The organism is Holzapfeliella sp. JNUCC 80 (genome assembly GCF_053667655.1).
This window is the reverse complement of sequence record NZ_CM132205.1, coordinates 386,369-403,833: the sequence shown is the minus strand read 5'-3', so window position 1 is coordinate 403,833 and position 17,465 is coordinate 386,369. Positions and strand designations below refer to the sequence as shown.

Sequence of the window (17,465 nt, the reverse complement as noted above, 5' to 3'; positions counted from 1 at the left end):
GCTACTCTCCATATTCTTCGATTCGATTATGAAAGTCGGTTTGTGATTCCCCTATTCTCATAACATGAATATCTTCTGGGTCAAAATATACACCGACTTTTTGTCCTACTGAAACAGAATTTGTGGCATGAATAACCCACTGATTATTATCTTCATCAATAGCATTAACCTCAAAATGATTCCCTAAAAACATCTGTGAACTGATTGTTACGGTTAGCTTACCTTCATCAACAGAAGTAATATCAAGATCTTCTGGTCTCAATACAACATGCACAGGTTCATTTTGTTGCATCCCTGCATCAACACAGTCAAATGTCTTCCCAACAAATTCAACAGAATAATCCGCCTTCATGACACCATCAACAATATTAGATTCTCCAATAAATTCAGCAACAAAGCGATTGATTGGTTCGTCATAAATGTCAGTAGCTGTTCCATTTTGGACTAACTTACCTTCATTCATAATAAAAATTTCATCACTTAAAGCTAACGCCTCCTCCTGATCATGCGTCACAAAAATAAACGTAATGCCCAAATCTTTTTGGAGACGGCGCAACTGATATTGCATATCTTTTCGTAGTTTTTTATCTAAGGCAGATAGTGATTCATCAAGCAATAGCACCTTAGGTTCATTAACAATAGCGCGTGCAATTGCAATACGTTGCTTTTGCCCACCACTTAATTCAGAAATTTCTCGATCAGCATGATTAGGCAGTCTCACTTTTTCTAGCGCATTCGCTACCTTTTGCTTAATTTCGTCTTTGGGACGTTTTTTAAGCTTCAATCCAAAAGCAATATTGTCAAAAACATTTAAATGTGGAAAAAGTGCATAATCTTGAAATACTGTGTTAACTTTACGCTGATTAGCAGGCAAATGTGTAATATCTTGATTATCAAAATATAACGCGCCACTCGTAATATCACTAAATCCTGCAATAATTCGTAAAACTGTTGTTTTACCTGAACCTGAAGGTCCTAAAATCGAATAGAATTTGCCACTTTCAATTTTTAAATTAAGATTGGTTAAAGCTTCAAAACCATCATCATATCGTTTTGAAACATTTTTCATTTCTATAATAGTTGCCATCGCAATCTCCTTACTTGGCTCTTTCACCAATAATTCTAACTTCTGGCACTAACTTAATTTGGTTCTTTTCCCAAATTGTTTTTTGAACTAATTCAATTAAATCAAGATAATCTGTTGCTGTTGCGTGGTTAATATTCACAATAAAACCCGCATGTTTTGTTGAAATCTGTGCGCCTCCAATAATTTTACCCTGAAGTCCCGCTTCAATGATTAATGGCCCTGTAAAATGACCAGCTGGTCTTTTGAAAACACTTCCGCAAGAAGGATACTCCAGGGGTTGTTTACTTGAACGGCGTTCATTGAAATCATCCATCATTGCTCTAATTTTTGATGCTTCATCTTTTTGGAGTTCAAAAGTTGCTTCTAGCACGATATCTTCATTGTCTTGTAGTAGACTATGGCGATATGAAAAATGCAAGTCTGCATTTTGATAAGTCTTGAGTTCACCTTGACGTGTCAAAACAGTTACTGTTTTTAATACATCTTTGATTTCACCACCATAAGCACCTGCGTTCATAAAGACCGCACCTCCAACACTACCTGGAATGCCTGCTGCAAACTCCAGTCCGCTCAGACTATGCTGGTAAGCTGTTTCAGAAGTTTCAATGATTTTTGCACCTGCTTGTGCAGTAACCTGATAATTGTCTACCGTAATTTTATCCATCTTCGTCAAAATAAGGACTAGACCTTTGATGCCACCTTCACGAATGATAAGGTTACTTGCATTACCTATGATTGTGATTGGTAAATTTTCAGTCTTGGCAGCCTGTAATAACTGCTCGATTTGTGTTATATTTTTTGGAAATGCTAAAAATTCAGCTGGACCACCTGTTTTAGTAAATGTAAACTGATCCAGTGAAATGTTTTGATCAATTAAAAAACCTTGTTCTTTTAATTCTTTGATAGTCATACTTCTCACACCTCTTTGCTATTCTTATTCATTTTACCAAAAAAACGACTAGACTAAAATTAAACGTTATTCATATTTATAAAATAAAGGAGTTTTCTATGAACTTTATTGCTTTTGATTTTGAAACCGCTAACCAAAAACGCAACAGCGCCTGCTCGCTTGCGATTGTCATGGTTCGAAATAACCAAATTGTCGATTCTTTCTATTCACTAATTAATCCGCAAGATAAGTTTCACTATCGTAACGTCCAAATCCACAATATTACGGAAGATCAGGTACAAGATGCTCCTACATTTGCTGAAATTTGGCCTTACATCAAACCCCTTTTTGCAGAAAATTTGTTGACTGTAGCACACAATGCCCCTTTTGATAATAGTGTCTTGAAAGCTTGCCTTAAAAAATACAATCTTGAAGTTCCTAATTTTTTATCTTTAGACACGGTCAAAACCAGCCGTACCTTTTTTCCAGAATTACCGAATCATAAACTGAACACTGTTTCAGATTATCTTGAAATTGAACTCAAAGATCATCACAATGCTTTAGCTGACAGCCTGGCATGTGCCAATATTTTAATCAACCAACATCACCAATTTGGCACTCCCCCATTAAAAAAACTAGTTAAACAGGTTTAACCTGCAAAACTAGTTTTTTTTAGTTCTTCAATTAACTGATTATTCTTTTTACCAACTGCTTCTAGTGTAAATTGACGTTTAGTTGACTCAATCTCGTTATCTAATCGTTCAATTTTGATACGTAAATAGTCTTCAGGTAATTGATCTAAAACATTGACTGACCATTCCATTACAATGACTGAGCCTTGATCAAAATAAGATTGTAAATCAATGCTACTCATATCGCCATCTTCCAGACGATACATATCCATATGAAATAACGGTAGTCTACCCTTCAAATATTCGCGCACAATGGTAAACGTTGGGCTTTTGATTGGACGCTTGATTCCTAGTGCACTAGCAATCCCCTTAGTTAAGGTGGTTTTGCCAGCACCTAAGTCGCCATCTAGTAAAATTAGCGTCTTGGGTGTCAAAAGTTCACCCAACTGCTGTCCAAACTTCAATGTTTGTGCTTCATCTTGTGTGACAACTTGCATTATGTTCACCTCTTTAAAGTGATTGTGCAGCAGTTAAAATCGCTGTTTTGTAAACATCTTCTTCATTAGCACCACGGGATAAATCAGAAATTGGTTGGTTAAGGCCTTGCAAGATAGGACCTACTGCTTCATAACCACCCATACGTTGTGCAATTTTGTATCCAATGTTTCCTGATTGTAATTCTGGGAAAACAAAGACATTAACATGTCCAGCAACTTTTGAGCCTTTTGCTTTTGATTGACCTACGGCTGGCACAAAAGCGGCATCAAATTGAAATTCACCATCAATATCTAATTCTGGCGCCATTTCTTGTGCAATTTTGGTTGCACGTTGGACTTTTTGAACTTCTTCACTGTTTGCGGATCCTTTTGTAGAAAAACTTAGCATCCCTACTTTAGGTTCTAGTCCTGCCATTTTAGCTGTTTCAGCTGATAAAACAGCGATCTCTGCTAGTTCTTTATCTGTTGGATTAATACTAATTGCGCTATCTGCAAAAATATATCTTTCATCGCCTTTTTGCATAATAAAAGCACCACTAATACGGCTAATACCAGGTTTTGTTTTAACAATTTGTAAGGCACTACGCACTGTTTCAGCAGTCGAATGAACCGCACCAGAAACCATAATATCTACTTTATTCATGTAGACTAACATTGTCCCAAAATAGCTAACTGTCTTTAGCAATTCTTCAGCTTGTTCGCGTGTTTCCTTGCCTTTGCGACGTTCCAAAAACGCCTCAACCATGTCATCAAACGCCTCATAATTCTGCGGGTCCAAAATTGAAAGACCTTCAAGCGATAATGATAATTCAGCTGCTTTATTTTCAATTTCTGCTTTGTTTCCTAGCAAAACTGGGTTCAACAAATTATCAGCTTTCAAACGAACAGCCGCGCTTAAAATACGTTCATCATTTCCTTCTGGAAAAACAACACTAATATCTTTTCCTGTAATTTTTTCTTTGAATAATTTAAATAAATCCATAATAAATTCTCCTTGGTTTTTTTAAGGGGTTTCGGGAAGTTGCCAATCAATCGGGACTTCTCCGAATTGTTTCAAAGCCTCATTAGTCTGCGAAAATGGTTTTGAACCAAAAAATCCTCGATAAGCAGACAATGGGCTTGGGTGGGGTGATTTAATCATGACATTTTTTGTCGAATCAATCAACTTACTTTTTTTCTGAGCATAAGCTCCCCACAAAATAAAAACCACGTTTCCTCGATCACTTAAGGCTTTAATAGCAGCATCCGTTACTTGTTCCCATCCTTTTCCAGCGTGAGAATTAGGTTGGTGATATTGCACAGTTAACACTGCATTTAACATCAAAACACCTTGATCAGCCCAAGACTTTAAGTAACCATGGTTAACAGGACTAACTCCTAAATCATCGTTTAATTCTTTATAAATATTTTTTAAGGATGGTGGTAGTTTGGAGCCTGGCAATACACTAAAACTTAACCCATGAGCTTGATTAGGATTATGATAGGGATCTTGTCCCAAAATAACAACTTTTGTTTTTTCAAATGGTGTTAACTTAAATCCTTCGTAAATATGATGCATTTCAGGATAAACAGTTTGTTGACTATATTCCGATTTCAAAAATTCTCTCAATTCTTGATAAGATTCCGATTCAAAGCTCGATTTTAAAACTTTGTCCCAATCATTTCCAATAAGTTGTTTCATTATTAAACCTACTTTACTAATTAATATTATTTTATGTTAAAATTTAAGTATAACTTTAGGAGGTGGCTCTTTTGATTAAATTAATTGCGTCCGATATGGATGGCACATTATTGAATGACAAACTTGAATTATCACAAACAAATGCACAAACAATTAAAAAAGCACAAGAAAAAGGCGTTGAATTTATCGTAGCTACAGGACGTAGCTTAACAGAAGCTCGCCCACTAGTTGAAGGTGCTGGCTTGAAAGCAAGCTACATTACCTTAAACGGTGCAATGGTTTTTGACCCTGATGGCAATGTTGCGGTTGAAATTCCACTTGAAAAAGAACGTACACAAGATTTAATGACCTTACTAAATGAACACGGCTTTTATTTTGAACTTGTCACAAACAAAGGCCTTGTTTCAGATAGCCGCGTTGGTCGTATCAAAAACGTTGCTGATTTAATCGTATCATTAAACCCTGGTACTGATTTCAAAACAGGAATCGCACTAGCCTCAGCTCGTGCTGAACTAATGGATATCCTTTACGTTGATGATTATAACAAAATTTTAAACGACGATTCTTTCAAAGTCATGAAAATGGTCGTTTTTGATGAAAATGGTCCAGATGTCTTCAAAGATTTACGTCATACTTTAGAACAAAAAGATGACTTAATCATTACCTCTTCATCACCTAACAATATTGAAATTAACCATAAAGATGCACAAAAAGGAATTGCTCTAGCGCGTTATGCTGAAGAAAAAAACGTTGATATTTCAGACGTTATGGCAATTGGCGATAATTACAACGATGAATCAATGATTCGTACAGCCGGATTACCTGTAGCTATGGAAAATGCAGTTCCAGAAATTAAGGAACTTTCAAAATACATTACAGATACTAACAAAAATAACGGTGTTGCTAAAGCCATTGAGCATTTTATTGACTTAGACTAATGCTAATAAAAAACCTTATCTTATTTACAAGATAAGGTTTTTTTATTAGTTGAATCGTTCAAGAAGACGCAGTGAGAAAATTAAGTCATAAATCACTTTTTCATAGCTAGCATTAAAATCTAAACTCATCCATTGAATAATTCTTGAAGCATTTGACCGTGAAACAAGTTCATACATTCGATTACTCTTTAAGGTTGGTGAATTATGCTTAATTAAAAAATGGACCATTAAGCGATTTAAAGTCTCTAACTGTAAATCAATTGCAATTTTGGTTTTTAATTGCGCAAATAGTAACTTTTCTGCATGCAACAATAGGACTAAATTCTTAAACTTGATATCTAAAGGCTGTGATTGCTTATTAAAAATCATTCTGACTTCTTCAGTAAAAATATGGAGATACGCTTGTTCTAGTCCTCGACTGAAGTAGCGATAAAACGTTGAGCGGTGCACATTCGCTAGTTTACAAATTGATGTCACAGTTATTTTGGGTGATCCTTTTATTAATTCACTCTTGATATGATTACAAATCGTCACCAAATGATTAGCCATATTTTTACCATCCTTAAGTTTTGTCTTATTGTTTAATTATATACGCTAAGGATTAAAAAATACATTTATTTTTCATCAAAATTTTATTTGGGTACTAAAAAAGCCGATTGTCTGGTTACAATCGACTATCTTACTTTCAATAAACGTTGCATATCTCTTTCTTGGTCACGACGACGAATTGTTTCTCGCTTGTCATAGTTTTTCTTACCTCGACCTACTCCAATCAAGACTTTAGCAAATCCACGCTTAAGGTAAACCTTTAAAGGTACAATCGTTAGCCCTTTTTCTTGTTGAATACCTAGCAAATGAGCAATCTGCTTTTTATGCAACAATAATTTTCGATTTCGAGTAGGCTCTTGATTGAACTGATTACCCTCTTTATATTCACTAATATGAACATTTTCTAACCAAGCTTCGCCTCTTCGAATACGAACATAACCGTCTTTAATGTTAACACGGCGATTACGAATTGATTTAATCTCTGTTCCAGTTAAAACCAAACCAGCTTCAACCGTTTCATCAATAAAATAATTATGGTTCGCTTTTCTATTTTGTGCAATTAAGTTATCTGTATTTTGTTGTTTTTTCACGGTTTATCACCCCATGATTATCTAGATTTTTTAGCTCTCTTAAAATCTTGACGATTATTTTGTCCACGTTTATCTGATGATTGACGGTTATCTCGCTGATCATTGCGACGACGTTTGAATGGACGTTTTTTACGACGACCGTTATCTTTGTCGTCTTTTTCACTTTTTGGCATAACCACTTCAGCTTTACCATCAGTACGTTTAACTTGACGCTTTTCTTGTTCAACTTTTTCATCATAAATTTCAAAGTCAATTTGACGTTGTTCAAGATCGGCACGAATTAGGATAACTTTAATAGGCTGTCCAATCTTGAACTGACGGTTAGTCTTTTTACCTACTAATGTTAACTGTTTTTCATCAAATGAATAGAAGTCATCTTTCAAGTTAGTAATATGAATAAGACCTTCTACTGTGTTTTCTAACGCTACAAACATTCCGAAACTTGTAACAGAACTGATGACAGCATCAAAACTATCGCCAACTTTGTCAATCATGTACTCAGTTTTCTTCAAGTCATTAACCGCACGTTCAGCGTCAATTGATTTTCTTTCTTGTTGTGATGAGTGCTCTGCAATAACAGGCAATTCTGATTCAAAGTGTTGTTTTACTTTTTCAGTCGCACCTTTTTCGATGTATTGGTGAATTAGTCGATGCACCATCAAGTCAGGGTAACGACGAATTGGTGAAGTGAAGTGCGTATAGTAAGGTGCAGCTAATCCAAAGTGACCTAGCTGATCTTCACTATAACGAGCCTGTTTCAAACTTCTAAGCATCATTGTTTGAACAACTGGTTCTTCCGGTGTACCTTGTGTTTTGGCTAGAATTTTTTGTAATGTTTTAGGCTCTAAATCATTTGGATCAGCTTTAATATTCAATCCAAAAGCTGAAATAAATTCAAAAAAGTTCGTTACACGTTCACCTTCTGGTGTTTCGTGAACACGGTATAAGAACGGTACATGTTTTTTATTGAAGTGCTCAGCAACGGTTTCATTTGCCATCAACATGAATGACTCAATCATTTTTTCAGCTGTACCACGTTGTCTCAATTGAATATCAACAGCATGGCCGTCTTGGTCGACGATGATTTTAGCTTCATTTTCTTCAAAATCGATTGCACCACGTTGATGACGCTTATTAAATAGCGCATGGTGTAAATCTGACATTTGATGTAGCATTTCTTCAGATTGTTGGTATTTGTCTTCTAATCCTGCCATATTGTTATCTAAAACAGCATTTACATTATTATAAGTCAAACGACCATGTGAACGGATGACACTAGCATAAATATCGTAATCGACACGTTCTCCATCAGGTGTTAGCTCCATATCACAAGATAAAGCCAAACGGTCTTCATCTGGATTCAATGAGCAAATACCATTTGATAGACGGAAAGGTAACATTGGGATAACACGATCAACTAAATAAGTACTGTTACCGCGTTCAAAAGCTTCTTTATCAAGCGGTGAATTTTCAGTAACATAGTGACTAACATCGGCGATATGAACACCTAAGTGATAATTACCGTTGTCTTTTTTCCAAACTACAACAGCATCATCAAAGTCTTTTGAATCATCACCATCAATAGTTACCATTGCTTGGTCACGAATATCACGACGATTTGACATATCATCTTTTTGAATATGATCAGGGATTTTATTTGACTGTTCTAATGATTCTTCTTCAAAATCCGTTTTGATATCGTTGTCATAAACTAACGACATAATATCAACACCTGGATCATTTTTGTTACCAATTGTTAGTAGCGCATTTCCTAACATACGAGTTGGAAACTCTGATGAAGGATAATCTGTAATTTCTACTTTAACCATATCTCCCATTTGAGGATGAATTCCAGTTTTAGAAATATATGCTGAATAAGCACTCAATTTACGATTTTTGCTTTTAACATAGCCATAAAAACCAGTTTTATTAACCATGACATCACTGTATGGCATAAATTCGCCGACCATTGTTTTCAATCCACGCTCAAGAATTTGATTAACCTGGCCTTCTGGTCCTTTATTGTTCCAAGGATTTTCACCCTTGATAATTTTGACTTCAACAGTATCTCCGTCTAATGCAAAATTAGTATTGGGTTTTGCGATAAAAATATCGTCTTCATCTTCATCATCTACTCGAACAAATCCAAATCCTTTATCATTTGCACGAAAGACACCTTCAACCAAACGGTCTTCTTGTACCAGTTGGAATTGACCTAAATCATTTGAAAAAATCTTATTTTCATTCTCCAAGAAAGTTAAAGTTTTAACTAAATCACTAAATTCAACGGCATTACGACCACGTCTTTTTCTACTAATTTGGTCTACTGTATATTTAAAAGTTGGTTTTTGTCTGAATATTTCAAGAATATCAGCAATCATTTGCTCATTTTGAGCCATTAAAACACCTCATTATTTGTTATTATTTTTTGTTAAACTAAATAAAACCTCCCAATAAATAGGAGGCTTTGATTATTTTGTAAGCATAGCTAAGATAATCGCAAGAATAAAGAATAATGCGAGAAGAACAGATGTTAGTCGTTCCATAAACGCTTCAAATCCACGCTTTTTAGTATGTCCACTAAAAAGCTCTCCTGCTCCTCCTGAAAGTGCATTCAATGCATCCTGCTGTTTAGATGGTTGTACCATAACGGCGATAATTGCTAACACCGAAACAATCACCAATAAAACTAAAACAATATTATACAAGATTTTCCCTCCATAACTTAGAGACTTCACACTATTTACTATTACAACTTTAACATATATCTGGTTTTATTGCTACAAAAAAGCAGGCCTGATAACTCAAGCCTGCTTTTTATTAAACTAATAAATTAATTATTTGTTTAGGTTGTAGAAACTGTTGATACCTTTGTATTTTGAAGTATCGCCAAGTTGTTCTTCGATTCTCATCAATTGGTTGTATTTAGCAATACGGTCTGTACGGCTTAATGAACCTGTTTTGATTTGACCAGCGTTTGTAGCAACAACTAGGTCAGCGATTGTTGTATCTTCTGTTTCACCTGAACGGTGAGATACGATAGCTGTGTAACCAGCTTCTTTAGCCATTTCGATAGCGTCAAATGTTTCTGTTAAAGTACCGATTTGGTTAACTTTGATAAGGATTGAGTTTGCAACACCCATTTCGATACCTTTTTCTAGGTATGAAGTGTTTGTTACGAATAAGTCATCCCCAACGATTTGAACTTTCTTAGCTAGACGATCTGTAAGTGTTTTCCAGTCATCCCATTCGTTTTCATCCAATGGATCTTCAATTGAGATAAGTGGGTATTTTTCAACAAGTGATTCAAGCAATGAAGTAAATTCTTCAGCTGTGTATTCTTTGTTGTCAGCAACTGTAACGTATTTACGTTTTTCTGCATCGTAGAATTCTGAAGCAGCAACGTCACATGCGATAGCGATTTGTTCACCAGGTTTGTAGCCAGCACGTTGGATAGCTTCAACAAGGATTTCAAATGGAGCTTCGTTGTTTTCAAGGTTAGGAGCAAATCCACCTTCGTCACCAACAGCTGTGCTGTCGCCACGTTCTTTCAAGATAGCTTGTAGTGAATGGAATGTTTCTGCACCCATACGAACAGCTTCGTGAATGCTTTTAGCACCAACAGGCATAATCATGAATTCTTGGAAGTCAACGTTGTTGTCAGCGTGTTCCCCACCGTTAATAACGTTCATCATAGGTGTTGGCATAACGTATGAGTTTGGTCCACCTAAGTATTCGTAAAGAGGTAAGCCAAGTTCATCAGCAGCAGCGTGAGCAGCAGCTAGTGAAACACCTAAAATAGCGTTAGCACCTAATTTACTTTTTGTTTCTGTACCATCTAGTTCGATCATTGTTTTGTCGATACCGCGTTGGTCAGTAACATCTAAACCAATAACTGCTTTAGCGATTTGTGTATTTACGTTTTCTACAGCTTTCAATACACCTTTACCACCAAAACGTGATTTATCACCATCACGTAATTCTACAGCTTCGTGTTCACCTGTAGAAGCACCTGATGGAACGATTGCGCGACCGAAGCCACCCATTTCTGTGTAAACTTCAACTTCAACAGTTGGGTTTCCACGTGAATCTAAAACTTCGCGACCTAAAATATCAGTAATTACAGACATTTCATTATCTCCTTTAATCTTTATTATACAAGTATATTTTATACTATTTCGATGAATTATTAAACCTTTTGTTTAATTAATCTTGGTAGTTTACTAATGCTAAGAATGATTCTGGATCTAAACTAGCACCACCAACAAGACCACCATCGATATCTGGTTGAGCCATTAATTCTTTGATGCTATCTGGTTTTACAGAACCACCGTATTGTAAACGAACTTTATCAGCAGCTTCGTCACCGAATTCTGCACGAATAGTTTCACGGATTGCGTGAACTGTTTCTTGAGCTTGTTCGCTTGTAGCAGTTTTACCTGTACCGATTGCCCAGATTGGTTCGTAAGCAACAACTAAACTAGCAACTTGATCAGCTGATAGCCCTTTAAGAGCTGCTTTAACTTGGCCACCAACAAATGCATCTGTTTCACCAGCTTCACGTTGTTCTAAAGTTTCACCAACAGCAATGATAGGTGTCATGTTGTTGTTGAAAATAGCGTGAGCTTTTTTGTTTACATCTTCATCTGTTTCGTGGAAGTATTCACGACGTTCTGAGTGTCCGATAACAACGTATGAAATTCCCATTTCTGAAAGAACTTTAGGACTTGTTTCACCTGTGAAAGCACCTGCATCTTCAAAGTATGCATTTTCTGCTGCTGCTTTAAGGTTTGAACCTTTTGCTGCTGCAAGTAATGCTGAAAGGTCTACTGCTGGTGCAGCAATAACTGATTCAACTTTATCTGAAGCAGGTAGTTGATCTTTAACAGCTTCAACAAATTTTGTTGTTTCTTCTGGGTTATTATTTAATTTCCAGTTTCCTGCGATAATTGGTGTACGCATATCTTAAAAACCTCCGAATTGATATTATTTATCAGAAATTGAAGCAATTCCTGGTAATTCTTGTCCTTCTAAGTATTCTAGAGAAGCACCACCACCAGTAGAAATGTGAGTGATTTGGTCAGCAATACCTAATTGAATAGCTGCTGCTGCTGAATCACCACCACCGATGATTGTAGTTGCATCTTTCAATGCACCTAAAGCACGACCTACTTCTAGAGTACCTTCAGCAAAGTTACTCATTTCAAATGCACCCATTGGTCCATTCCAAACAACTGTTCTAGCATTTGCTAGTTTTTCTTTGAATAGTGCAATTGATTTAGGACCAATGTCAAGACCCATTTGGCCATCAGGAATATCTTCCCCAACAACTTCGTGAGCTGCATCATTTGAGAATTCTGCTGCGGCAATGTTATCAACTGGTAATACTAATTTGTCGCCAGCTTTTTCAATTAGTTCTTTTGCAAGGTCTAATTTATCTTCTTCAAATAATGATTTTCCAATGTTGTGACCTTTAGCAGCTAAGAATGTGTAAGCCATTCCACCACCGATTAAAATATGGTCTGATTTTGGAATTAAGTTTTCAATAACACCGATTTTATCTGAAACTTTCGCACCACCTAAGATAGTTACGAATGGGTGAACTGGGTTATCAACAGCTTCACCTAAGAATTTGATTTCTTTTTCCATTAGGAAACCAGCAGCAACTGGTTTACCAGCAGCTTTCATAGCTTCAGAAATACCAACGTTAGATGCGTGAGCACGGTGAGCAGTACCGAAAGCGTCGTTTACGAATACATCACCTAATGATGCCCAGTATTCACCTAATTTAGGATCGTTTTTACTTTCGCGTTTACCAAAATCGTTATCGATATCTTGGAAACGTGTGTTTTCCATTAATAGAACTTGGCCGTCACCTAAATTGTTAACAGCATCTTCTAGTTCTTTACCTTCATTTGTAGGAACAAATGTAACATCTTGTTCAAGTAACTCACTTAAACGTTCTGCAACAGGTTTTAATGTTAAAGCTTTTTTGTCTTCGTCAGATTTAATACGACCTAAGTGAGAAAGTAAGATAACTTTTCCACCATTTTCTAGAACGTATTTAATTGTTGGAAGTGCTGCAACGATACGGTTATCGTTTCCAATAACACCATCTTTAATAGGCACGTTAAAGTCAGCACGAATAAGAACTTTTTTATCTTTTACATTAACATCAGAAATAGTTAATTTAGCCATGATTTACCTCCAAAATTTCTTTAAAAAAGGCGGAAGGAGTTAATCTCCCTCCGCCTTTAACTCCAAACTAGTTATTAAAAGTTGGAATATCTAATTAAAGAGCTGCGAATTTCAATAGAGTACGAACCATTTGACATGTAAATCCGTATTCATTGTCGTACCAAGCAACTGTTTTAACTAGTTGTTTGTCACCAGCAGTTGTAACTTCTGTTTGAGTTGGGTCGAAAACTGAACCAGCAGTTGTACCGATGATATCGCTTGATACTACTGAATCTTCGTTCCAAGCAAAACTTGGGTTGTTTTCTGTGTATTTCTTGATTGCTTCGTTAACTTCGTCAGCAGTAACTTTTTTGTCTAAAATTGTTACTAATTCTGTTAATGAACCATCTACAACTGGTACACGTTGTGCGTGTCCTTGTAATTTACCGTTCACACTAGGAACAACTAAACCGATAGCTTTAGCAGCACCTGTTGAGTGAGGGATTGTGTTTGCAGCAGCAGCACGAGCACCACGAGGGTCTCCACCACGAACTGGACCATCAAGAATCATTTGTGTTGATGTGTATGCGTGAACTGTTGTCATTGTACCAACTTCAAGACCAAATTCTTTGTCTAGAGCGTTAGCCATTGGAGCTAAACAGTTTGTTGTACATGAACCAGCTGATACGATTGTATCTTCTGATGTCAATGTGTCATCGTTAACGTTGTAAACGATTGTTTTTAGATCGCTTCCAGCTGGAGCTGAAACTAATACACGTTTAACACCTGCATCCAAGTGAGCTTGTGATTTTGCTTTTGATGTGTAGAAACCTGTACATTCTAGTACGAAGTCAACACCATCGTTTTTAACCCAAGGAATGTTTTGTGCTTGAGGTTCTGCGTATACGTGGTATTCTTTACCGTCAACCACGATTGCGTTTTCTGTAGCACTAACTTCATGGTTTAATGTACCATGAGTTGAGTCATATTTTAATAAGTGAGCTAATAATGATGGACTTGTTAAGTCATTGATTGCAACAACTTCGATATCGCTTGAGTTTAATTCAAGAATACGACGAAATGCTAAACGACCAATACGTCCAAATCCGTTAATACCAATTTTTACTGTCATAACAGTTCCTCCTTAGGAATTATGTAAAATTATTTTAAAGGGGCATTATTTCCCTTTTAAAATCGAGTTAGCGGCACCCTCGTCAGTAATTAACCATGACTGACTAGGCGCATGTTTCATGTATGCTTCAATAGCTAAGGCCTTACTTTGACCAGCAGCTACAGCAAAAACACGGGGTATTCGATTAAGATCCTCTAATTGCAAACCAATTCTGGGTATCTTATATATCATTTGACTTTGCTGATTGAAGAAGTACCCAAAGCATTCAGCAACGGCTTTCTTTTCTGTCAACATCGATCTTGTCTCAAGACTCAAGCCTCGACGCTTTGCCATTATTTGTGCATCCCCGATGCTGTGAATTACAGCGTCACTATTTGAAATAAAGTCTAGCACATCACCAATATTTTCATCTTTGATTAAAGACTTCATCGCCTCAGAACTAACATTCTCAGGTAAATACAAAGTCCGATAATGTGAATGTGTACTGTTTGCCATCATTTGGCAAACGGTATTACTTTGAATTTCAACTGACTCCCCTAATCCACCTCGACCAGGAACAAATAGCAGGTCTCGATGTCGGTTCAGAGTTGGTGAGAGCTGTGAAGCTACACTAGACATTGTCACACCACCGAAAACAGTAATGATATTATGCCCAAGTGGTAACAACAACTTTAATGCATCATTAAGTGCATCACCTAATGATTTTGAAAGGTGTGGCTGAACATCGGTATTACCCGGAACAATCACCGCACGAGCGATTTGTAAATGTGCAGCTAAGTCAGATTCTATCTGACTTACGTTATATACTTTAGCAATTACTGGTGCTAATTGTTCTAACGTTTGCTCACCTTTCTCAGTTAAAGTCATCCCTCGACGGCCAATATCTATCAGTCCAACTTGTTTAAGATATTCTGTTTCAGTACGCATACTTCTTTCAGAAAGCCCAAGTTTAACTGCTAAAGACCGCCTTCCAACTGGAGAAAGCCATGAAATTTGTTGTAAAATTTCATATCGCTGTCGAATGACCTTTAAGAAATCCGGAGCGATATTCTCAATCCACGATAAATTATTTAACATGAACGGCACTCCTTTTGGGTCTCAAAACGTCCCTTAGATGTCGTTGAGTGACCCATTAATTTCAAAAAATTAAGAAGTAGCTTTTTTGCTATCTCCTTCATTCGACAAGTAGAGTATACCAACTATAAAAATTCTTTTCAAGTGAAAAGTTTATTTTTTAATTTGTTGGCTATTTATAATTTTATTGTTATAATTCTCGTTGTGTCGCACCTTTAGTGTAATGGATCGCACGCAAGATTCCGGTTCTTGAAATCTGGGTTCAACTCCCAGGAGGTGCATCATTCTTAAACCGCCAAGCATTCTTATTGAGTGCTTGGCGGTTTTTTATTAGTTTAAAAATGTTAAAATATAGGTAATCATTATATAGTGAATAAGAAAGTAGGTTTAATTATGAAAATTGCAATTGTTGGGGCTGGTCCTCGGGGAATTTCGACACTTGATCAAATCAACTTGAATAGTGAACAGCTAAGTCATGAATCATTAGACGTTATCGTCTTTGATTCTTTTGATATAGGGGGTAGTGTTTGGATAGCTGACCAAAATCATCTTTTAATTATGAATACCCCGTGTGGTCAGGCAACTTTATTTAGCCAAAACACATCAGAGTCTCCTAGTTTTTTTGACTGGATTAAATCACCACGTAGTTCTTTAGCTATTAAAGATTCACAACTGACACCTAGTCAAAAAGAAGCACTTTTAACCGAAGCTGAAATGTTGTCTGTCACTGATTATGCTTCAAGAAGTTTATTCGGTATCTATGCTAAATGGGCTTTTAAAAAGCTAGTTGATACCCTTACACAAAAGAATATTTCTATTAATTTTATTAATCAAGAAGTTACAAGTGTTACCGTTACTTCTTCTAATTTGTTTGAAGTTCAGACTTCAAGTTTTACAGATTCTTTTTCAGCAGTATTTATGGCAACTGGATTTCCACTAAATACACTTACAAAATCCGAAGATAGGTTAATTGACTTTGCTGCTAACCATAATCTTACTTATATTCCAGCTAAAAATCCTAGTTTAACTAACCTTGAAACAATTAAGCCACAAGAAAAAGTAATTTTACGTGGTTTAGGATTAACCTTTTATGATTACGTGACACTCTTAACTCAAGGTCGAGGCGGCCACTTCTCAATAGATGACAAAGGTCGATACCATTATCACAAAAGCGGTCAAGAACCACTTATGTATGGCTTTTCAAGACGTGGTTACCCTTCTCATGCTAAAGGAAACTATGAAAAAAGTTTAACTGGGACAATGACACCAAAATTTTTAACACGCTCCTATCTCAAAACACTTAACCCTTCTAGCTTGTCCTATCAAACATTTCTTAAATTGATGGTAAAGGATTTAGCCTATGTGTACTACACAAAAAGTCTACCTAATCTAAGTCAAAAAGAAATTTTCAATCAATTATCTAACGGCCATCTTGATGACAATATCAAAAAACAATTTTTACCTCACCGTCTCTTTAATTTTGATAAGTTAATCCAACCCGAAGCAGAAATCAAACCTAGTGATTTAGACGACTTCACCTCTACTATCGGAAACTTTTTGTTTCACGATGCAACAGAAGCTTTACGAGGTAATCAAACTAGTCCACTGGCAACAACACTTGAAATGATTCGTGATCTTAGAAAGAGTATTCGTTTTATTATCGAAAATGATTTATTTGATCCATCAGATTACGTCAACCAATTCTTGGGTAGCTTCAAGTCACTGAATAACTTTTTAGCTGCTGGTCCTGCTGTGACACGTTTATTAGAGCTAGAAGCACTTGTCAGGGCTAATATTGTCCATTTCATTGCACCACCTGTTGAATTTAAACCTTTTGATAACCAATTTATGATTAAAAATCACTGGCACAATATCAAAGCGACAACATTAATCGAAAGCCGTTTACCTAAAGAATCTGTTATCACTGCACATGACCCTGTTTACAAGGAACTGTTGAACACCACAATCAAACCACATAAACTCAACAACGACGACGACTTGCAGACAGGTGCTATTGCCGTCGATCGTAAAACTAATCAAGTTATCAACCATGAAGATAAATTGGTTAAAAACTTATTCATTTGGGGACTACCAACCGAAGGTCTTCATTTCCAAACGACAACGGTTGCTCAAGTTACTCCTGACAACTTCTTTATTAACGAAAGCCAGGCCATGTTCAACGCATTCTTAAAAAACATTAACAATTAAAAAAAGCTACC

17 protein-coding genes are annotated in these 17,465 nt (G+C 36.3%); 3 read left to right on the top strand and 14 right to left on the bottom strand.

Going from position 1 to position 17,465, the window contains the following annotated elements:
* Position 1 precedes the first annotated feature (1 nt).
* Together JNUCC80_RS02020 and murB are read right to left on the bottom strand one after the other, a co-directional pair.
* Complete coding sequence (locus tag JNUCC80_RS02020) at positions 2 to 1,087, bottom strand: ABC transporter ATP-binding protein (protein WP_454143062.1); 1,086 nt, start codon at positions 1,085 to 1,087, stop codon at positions 2 to 4.
* 10 nt (positions 1,088 to 1,097) lie between these two features.
* A complete protein-coding gene (gene murB, locus JNUCC80_RS02015) occupies positions 1,098 to 1,997 on the bottom strand; it encodes a UDP-N-acetylmuramate dehydrogenase (RefSeq protein WP_454153165.1) in 900 nt (299 codons plus the stop codon).
* Positions 1,998 to 2,095: 98 nt separating this feature from the next.
* On the opposite strand from murB, the gene JNUCC80_RS02010 reads away from it, so the two are divergent.
* The gene (locus JNUCC80_RS02010; protein ID WP_454153164.1) at positions 2,096 to 2,629 is read left to right on the top strand and encodes a 3'-5' exonuclease; all 534 of its coding nucleotides are present in this window, start codon (positions 2,096 to 2,098) and stop codon (positions 2,627 to 2,629) included.
* On the opposite strand, the gene tsaE is transcribed toward JNUCC80_RS02010, so the two are convergent.
* Genes tsaE through JNUCC80_RS01995 form a run of 3 tightly spaced genes read right to left on the bottom strand, consistent with a single transcriptional unit; the run spans position 2,626 to position 4,786 of the window.
* On the bottom strand, positions 2,626 to 3,105 hold the full coding sequence (gene tsaE, locus JNUCC80_RS02005) for a tRNA (adenosine(37)-N6)-threonylcarbamoyltransferase complex ATPase subunit type 1 TsaE (protein WP_454153163.1): 480 nt from the start codon (positions 3,103 to 3,105) through the stop codon (positions 2,626 to 2,628). The two genes, JNUCC80_RS02010 and tsaE, sit on opposite strands and share 4 nt — an antisense overlap.
* 13 nt (positions 3,106 to 3,118) lie before the next feature.
* Positions 3,119 to 4,087: a phosphate acetyltransferase gene (pta, locus tag JNUCC80_RS02000; RefSeq protein WP_454153162.1), complete on the bottom strand. Its 969-nt coding sequence runs from the start codon at positions 4,085 to 4,087 to the stop codon at positions 3,119 to 3,121.
* A 21-nt stretch (positions 4,088 to 4,108) separates the two neighbouring features.
* Entirely contained in the window at positions 4,109 to 4,786 is a 678-nt protein-coding gene (locus JNUCC80_RS01995) for a uracil-DNA glycosylase (protein ID WP_454153161.1), read from the bottom strand.
* 71 nt (positions 4,787 to 4,857) lie between these two features.
* Between JNUCC80_RS01995 and JNUCC80_RS01990 the strand changes: the two genes are divergently transcribed.
* Positions 4,858 to 5,724: a Cof-type HAD-IIB family hydrolase gene (locus tag JNUCC80_RS01990; RefSeq protein ID WP_454143074.1), complete on the top strand. Its 867-nt coding sequence runs from the start codon at positions 4,858 to 4,860 to the stop codon at positions 5,722 to 5,724.
* A gap of 45 nt (positions 5,725 to 5,769) precedes the next feature.
* Here JNUCC80_RS01990 and JNUCC80_RS01985 read toward each other — a convergent pair whose 3' ends face one another.
* From JNUCC80_RS01985 to JNUCC80_RS01945, 9 genes are all read right to left on the bottom strand, one after another.
* Entirely contained in the window at positions 5,770 to 6,273 is a 504-nt protein-coding gene (locus JNUCC80_RS01985) for a hypothetical protein (protein ID WP_454153160.1), read from the bottom strand.
* A gap of 125 nt (positions 6,274 to 6,398) precedes the next feature.
* Positions 6,399 to 6,863: an SsrA-binding protein SmpB gene (gene smpB / locus JNUCC80_RS01980; RefSeq protein WP_454143078.1), complete on the bottom strand. Its 465-nt coding sequence runs from the start codon at positions 6,861 to 6,863 to the stop codon at positions 6,399 to 6,401.
* A 17-nt stretch (positions 6,864 to 6,880) separates the two neighbouring features.
* On the bottom strand, positions 6,881 to 9,262 hold the full coding sequence (gene rnr / locus JNUCC80_RS01975) for a ribonuclease R (RefSeq protein WP_454153159.1): 2,382 nt from the start codon (positions 9,260 to 9,262) through the stop codon (positions 6,881 to 6,883).
* A gap of 72 nt (positions 9,263 to 9,334) precedes the next feature.
* Complete coding sequence (gene secG, locus JNUCC80_RS01970) at positions 9,335 to 9,571, bottom strand: preprotein translocase subunit SecG (RefSeq protein ID WP_454143082.1); 237 nt, start codon at positions 9,569 to 9,571, stop codon at positions 9,335 to 9,337.
* 129 nt (positions 9,572 to 9,700) lie between these two features.
* Entirely contained in the window at positions 9,701 to 10,993 is a 1,293-nt protein-coding gene (gene eno / locus JNUCC80_RS01965) for a phosphopyruvate hydratase (protein WP_454143084.1), read from the bottom strand.
* A gap of 76 nt (positions 10,994 to 11,069) precedes the next feature.
* Positions 11,070 to 11,825, bottom strand: a complete 756-nt coding sequence (gene tpiA, locus JNUCC80_RS01960; RefSeq protein ID WP_056974825.1) for a triose-phosphate isomerase — start codon at positions 11,823 to 11,825, stop codon at positions 11,070 to 11,072.
* A 24-nt stretch (positions 11,826 to 11,849) separates the two neighbouring features.
* On the bottom strand, positions 11,850 to 13,061 hold the full coding sequence (locus JNUCC80_RS01955) for a phosphoglycerate kinase (RefSeq protein WP_454143088.1): 1,212 nt from the start codon (positions 13,059 to 13,061) through the stop codon (positions 11,850 to 11,852).
* A 94-nt stretch (positions 13,062 to 13,155) separates the two neighbouring features.
* Complete coding sequence (gap, locus tag JNUCC80_RS01950) at positions 13,156 to 14,172, bottom strand: type I glyceraldehyde-3-phosphate dehydrogenase (RefSeq protein ID WP_454143091.1); 1,017 nt, start codon at positions 14,170 to 14,172, stop codon at positions 13,156 to 13,158.
* A gap of 45 nt (positions 14,173 to 14,217) precedes the next feature.
* The gene (locus JNUCC80_RS01945; protein ID WP_454153158.1) at positions 14,218 to 15,249 is read right to left on the bottom strand and encodes a sugar-binding transcriptional regulator; all 1,032 of its coding nucleotides are present in this window, start codon (positions 15,247 to 15,249) and stop codon (positions 14,218 to 14,220) included.
* A gap of 390 nt (positions 15,250 to 15,639) precedes the next feature.
* On the opposite strand from JNUCC80_RS01945, the gene JNUCC80_RS01940 reads away from it, so the two are divergent.
* On the top strand, positions 15,640 to 17,454 hold the full coding sequence (locus tag JNUCC80_RS01940; protein ID WP_454153157.1) for an FAD/NAD(P)-binding protein: 1,815 nt from the start codon (positions 15,640 to 15,642) through the stop codon (positions 17,452 to 17,454).
* Positions 17,455 to 17,465: the final 11 nt, after the last annotated feature.

Bases quoted from the DNA above. Each gene is read 5' to 3' on its own strand.
- JNUCC80_RS02020 (WP_454143062.1), bottom strand. From the start codon at position 1,087: ATGGCAACTATTATAGAAATGAAAAATGTTTCAAAACGATATGATGAT.
- murB (WP_454153165.1), bottom strand. From the start codon at position 1,997: ATGACTATCAAAGAATTAAAAGAACAAGGTTTTTTAATTGATCAAAAC.
- JNUCC80_RS02010 (WP_454153164.1), top strand. From the start codon at position 2,096: ATGAACTTTATTGCTTTTGATTTTGAAACCGCTAACCAAAAACGCAAC.
- tsaE (WP_454153163.1), bottom strand. From the start codon at position 3,105: ATGCAAGTTGTCACACAAGATGAAGCACAAACATTGAAGTTTGGACAG.
- pta (WP_454153162.1), bottom strand. From the start codon at position 4,087: ATGGATTTATTTAAATTATTCAAAGAAAAAATTACAGGAAAAGATATT.
- JNUCC80_RS01995 (WP_454153161.1), bottom strand. From the start codon at position 4,786: ATGAAACAACTTATTGGAAATGATTGGGACAAAGTTTTAAAATCGAGC.
- JNUCC80_RS01985 (WP_454153160.1), bottom strand. From the start codon at position 6,273: ATGGCTAATCATTTGGTGACGATTTGTAATCATATCAAGAGTGAATTA.
- rnr (WP_454153159.1), bottom strand. From the start codon at position 9,262: ATGGCTCAAAATGAGCAAATGATTGCTGATATTCTTGAAATATTCAGA.
- eno (WP_454143084.1), bottom strand. From the start codon at position 10,993: ATGTCTGTAATTACTGATATTTTAGGTCGCGAAGTTTTAGATTCACGT.
- tpiA (WP_056974825.1), bottom strand. From the start codon at position 11,825: ATGCGTACACCAATTATCGCAGGAAACTGGAAATTAAATAATAACCCA.
- JNUCC80_RS01955 (WP_454143088.1), bottom strand. From the start codon at position 13,061: ATGGCTAAATTAACTATTTCTGATGTTAATGTAAAAGATAAAAAAGTT.
- gap (WP_454143091.1), bottom strand. From the start codon at position 14,172: ATGACAGTAAAAATTGGTATTAACGGATTTGGACGTATTGGTCGTTTA.
- JNUCC80_RS01945 (WP_454153158.1), bottom strand. From the start codon at position 15,249: ATGTTAAATAATTTATCGTGGATTGAGAATATCGCTCCGGATTTCTTA.
- JNUCC80_RS01940 (WP_454153157.1), top strand. From the start codon at position 15,640: ATGAAAATTGCAATTGTTGGGGCTGGTCCTCGGGGAATTTCGACACTT.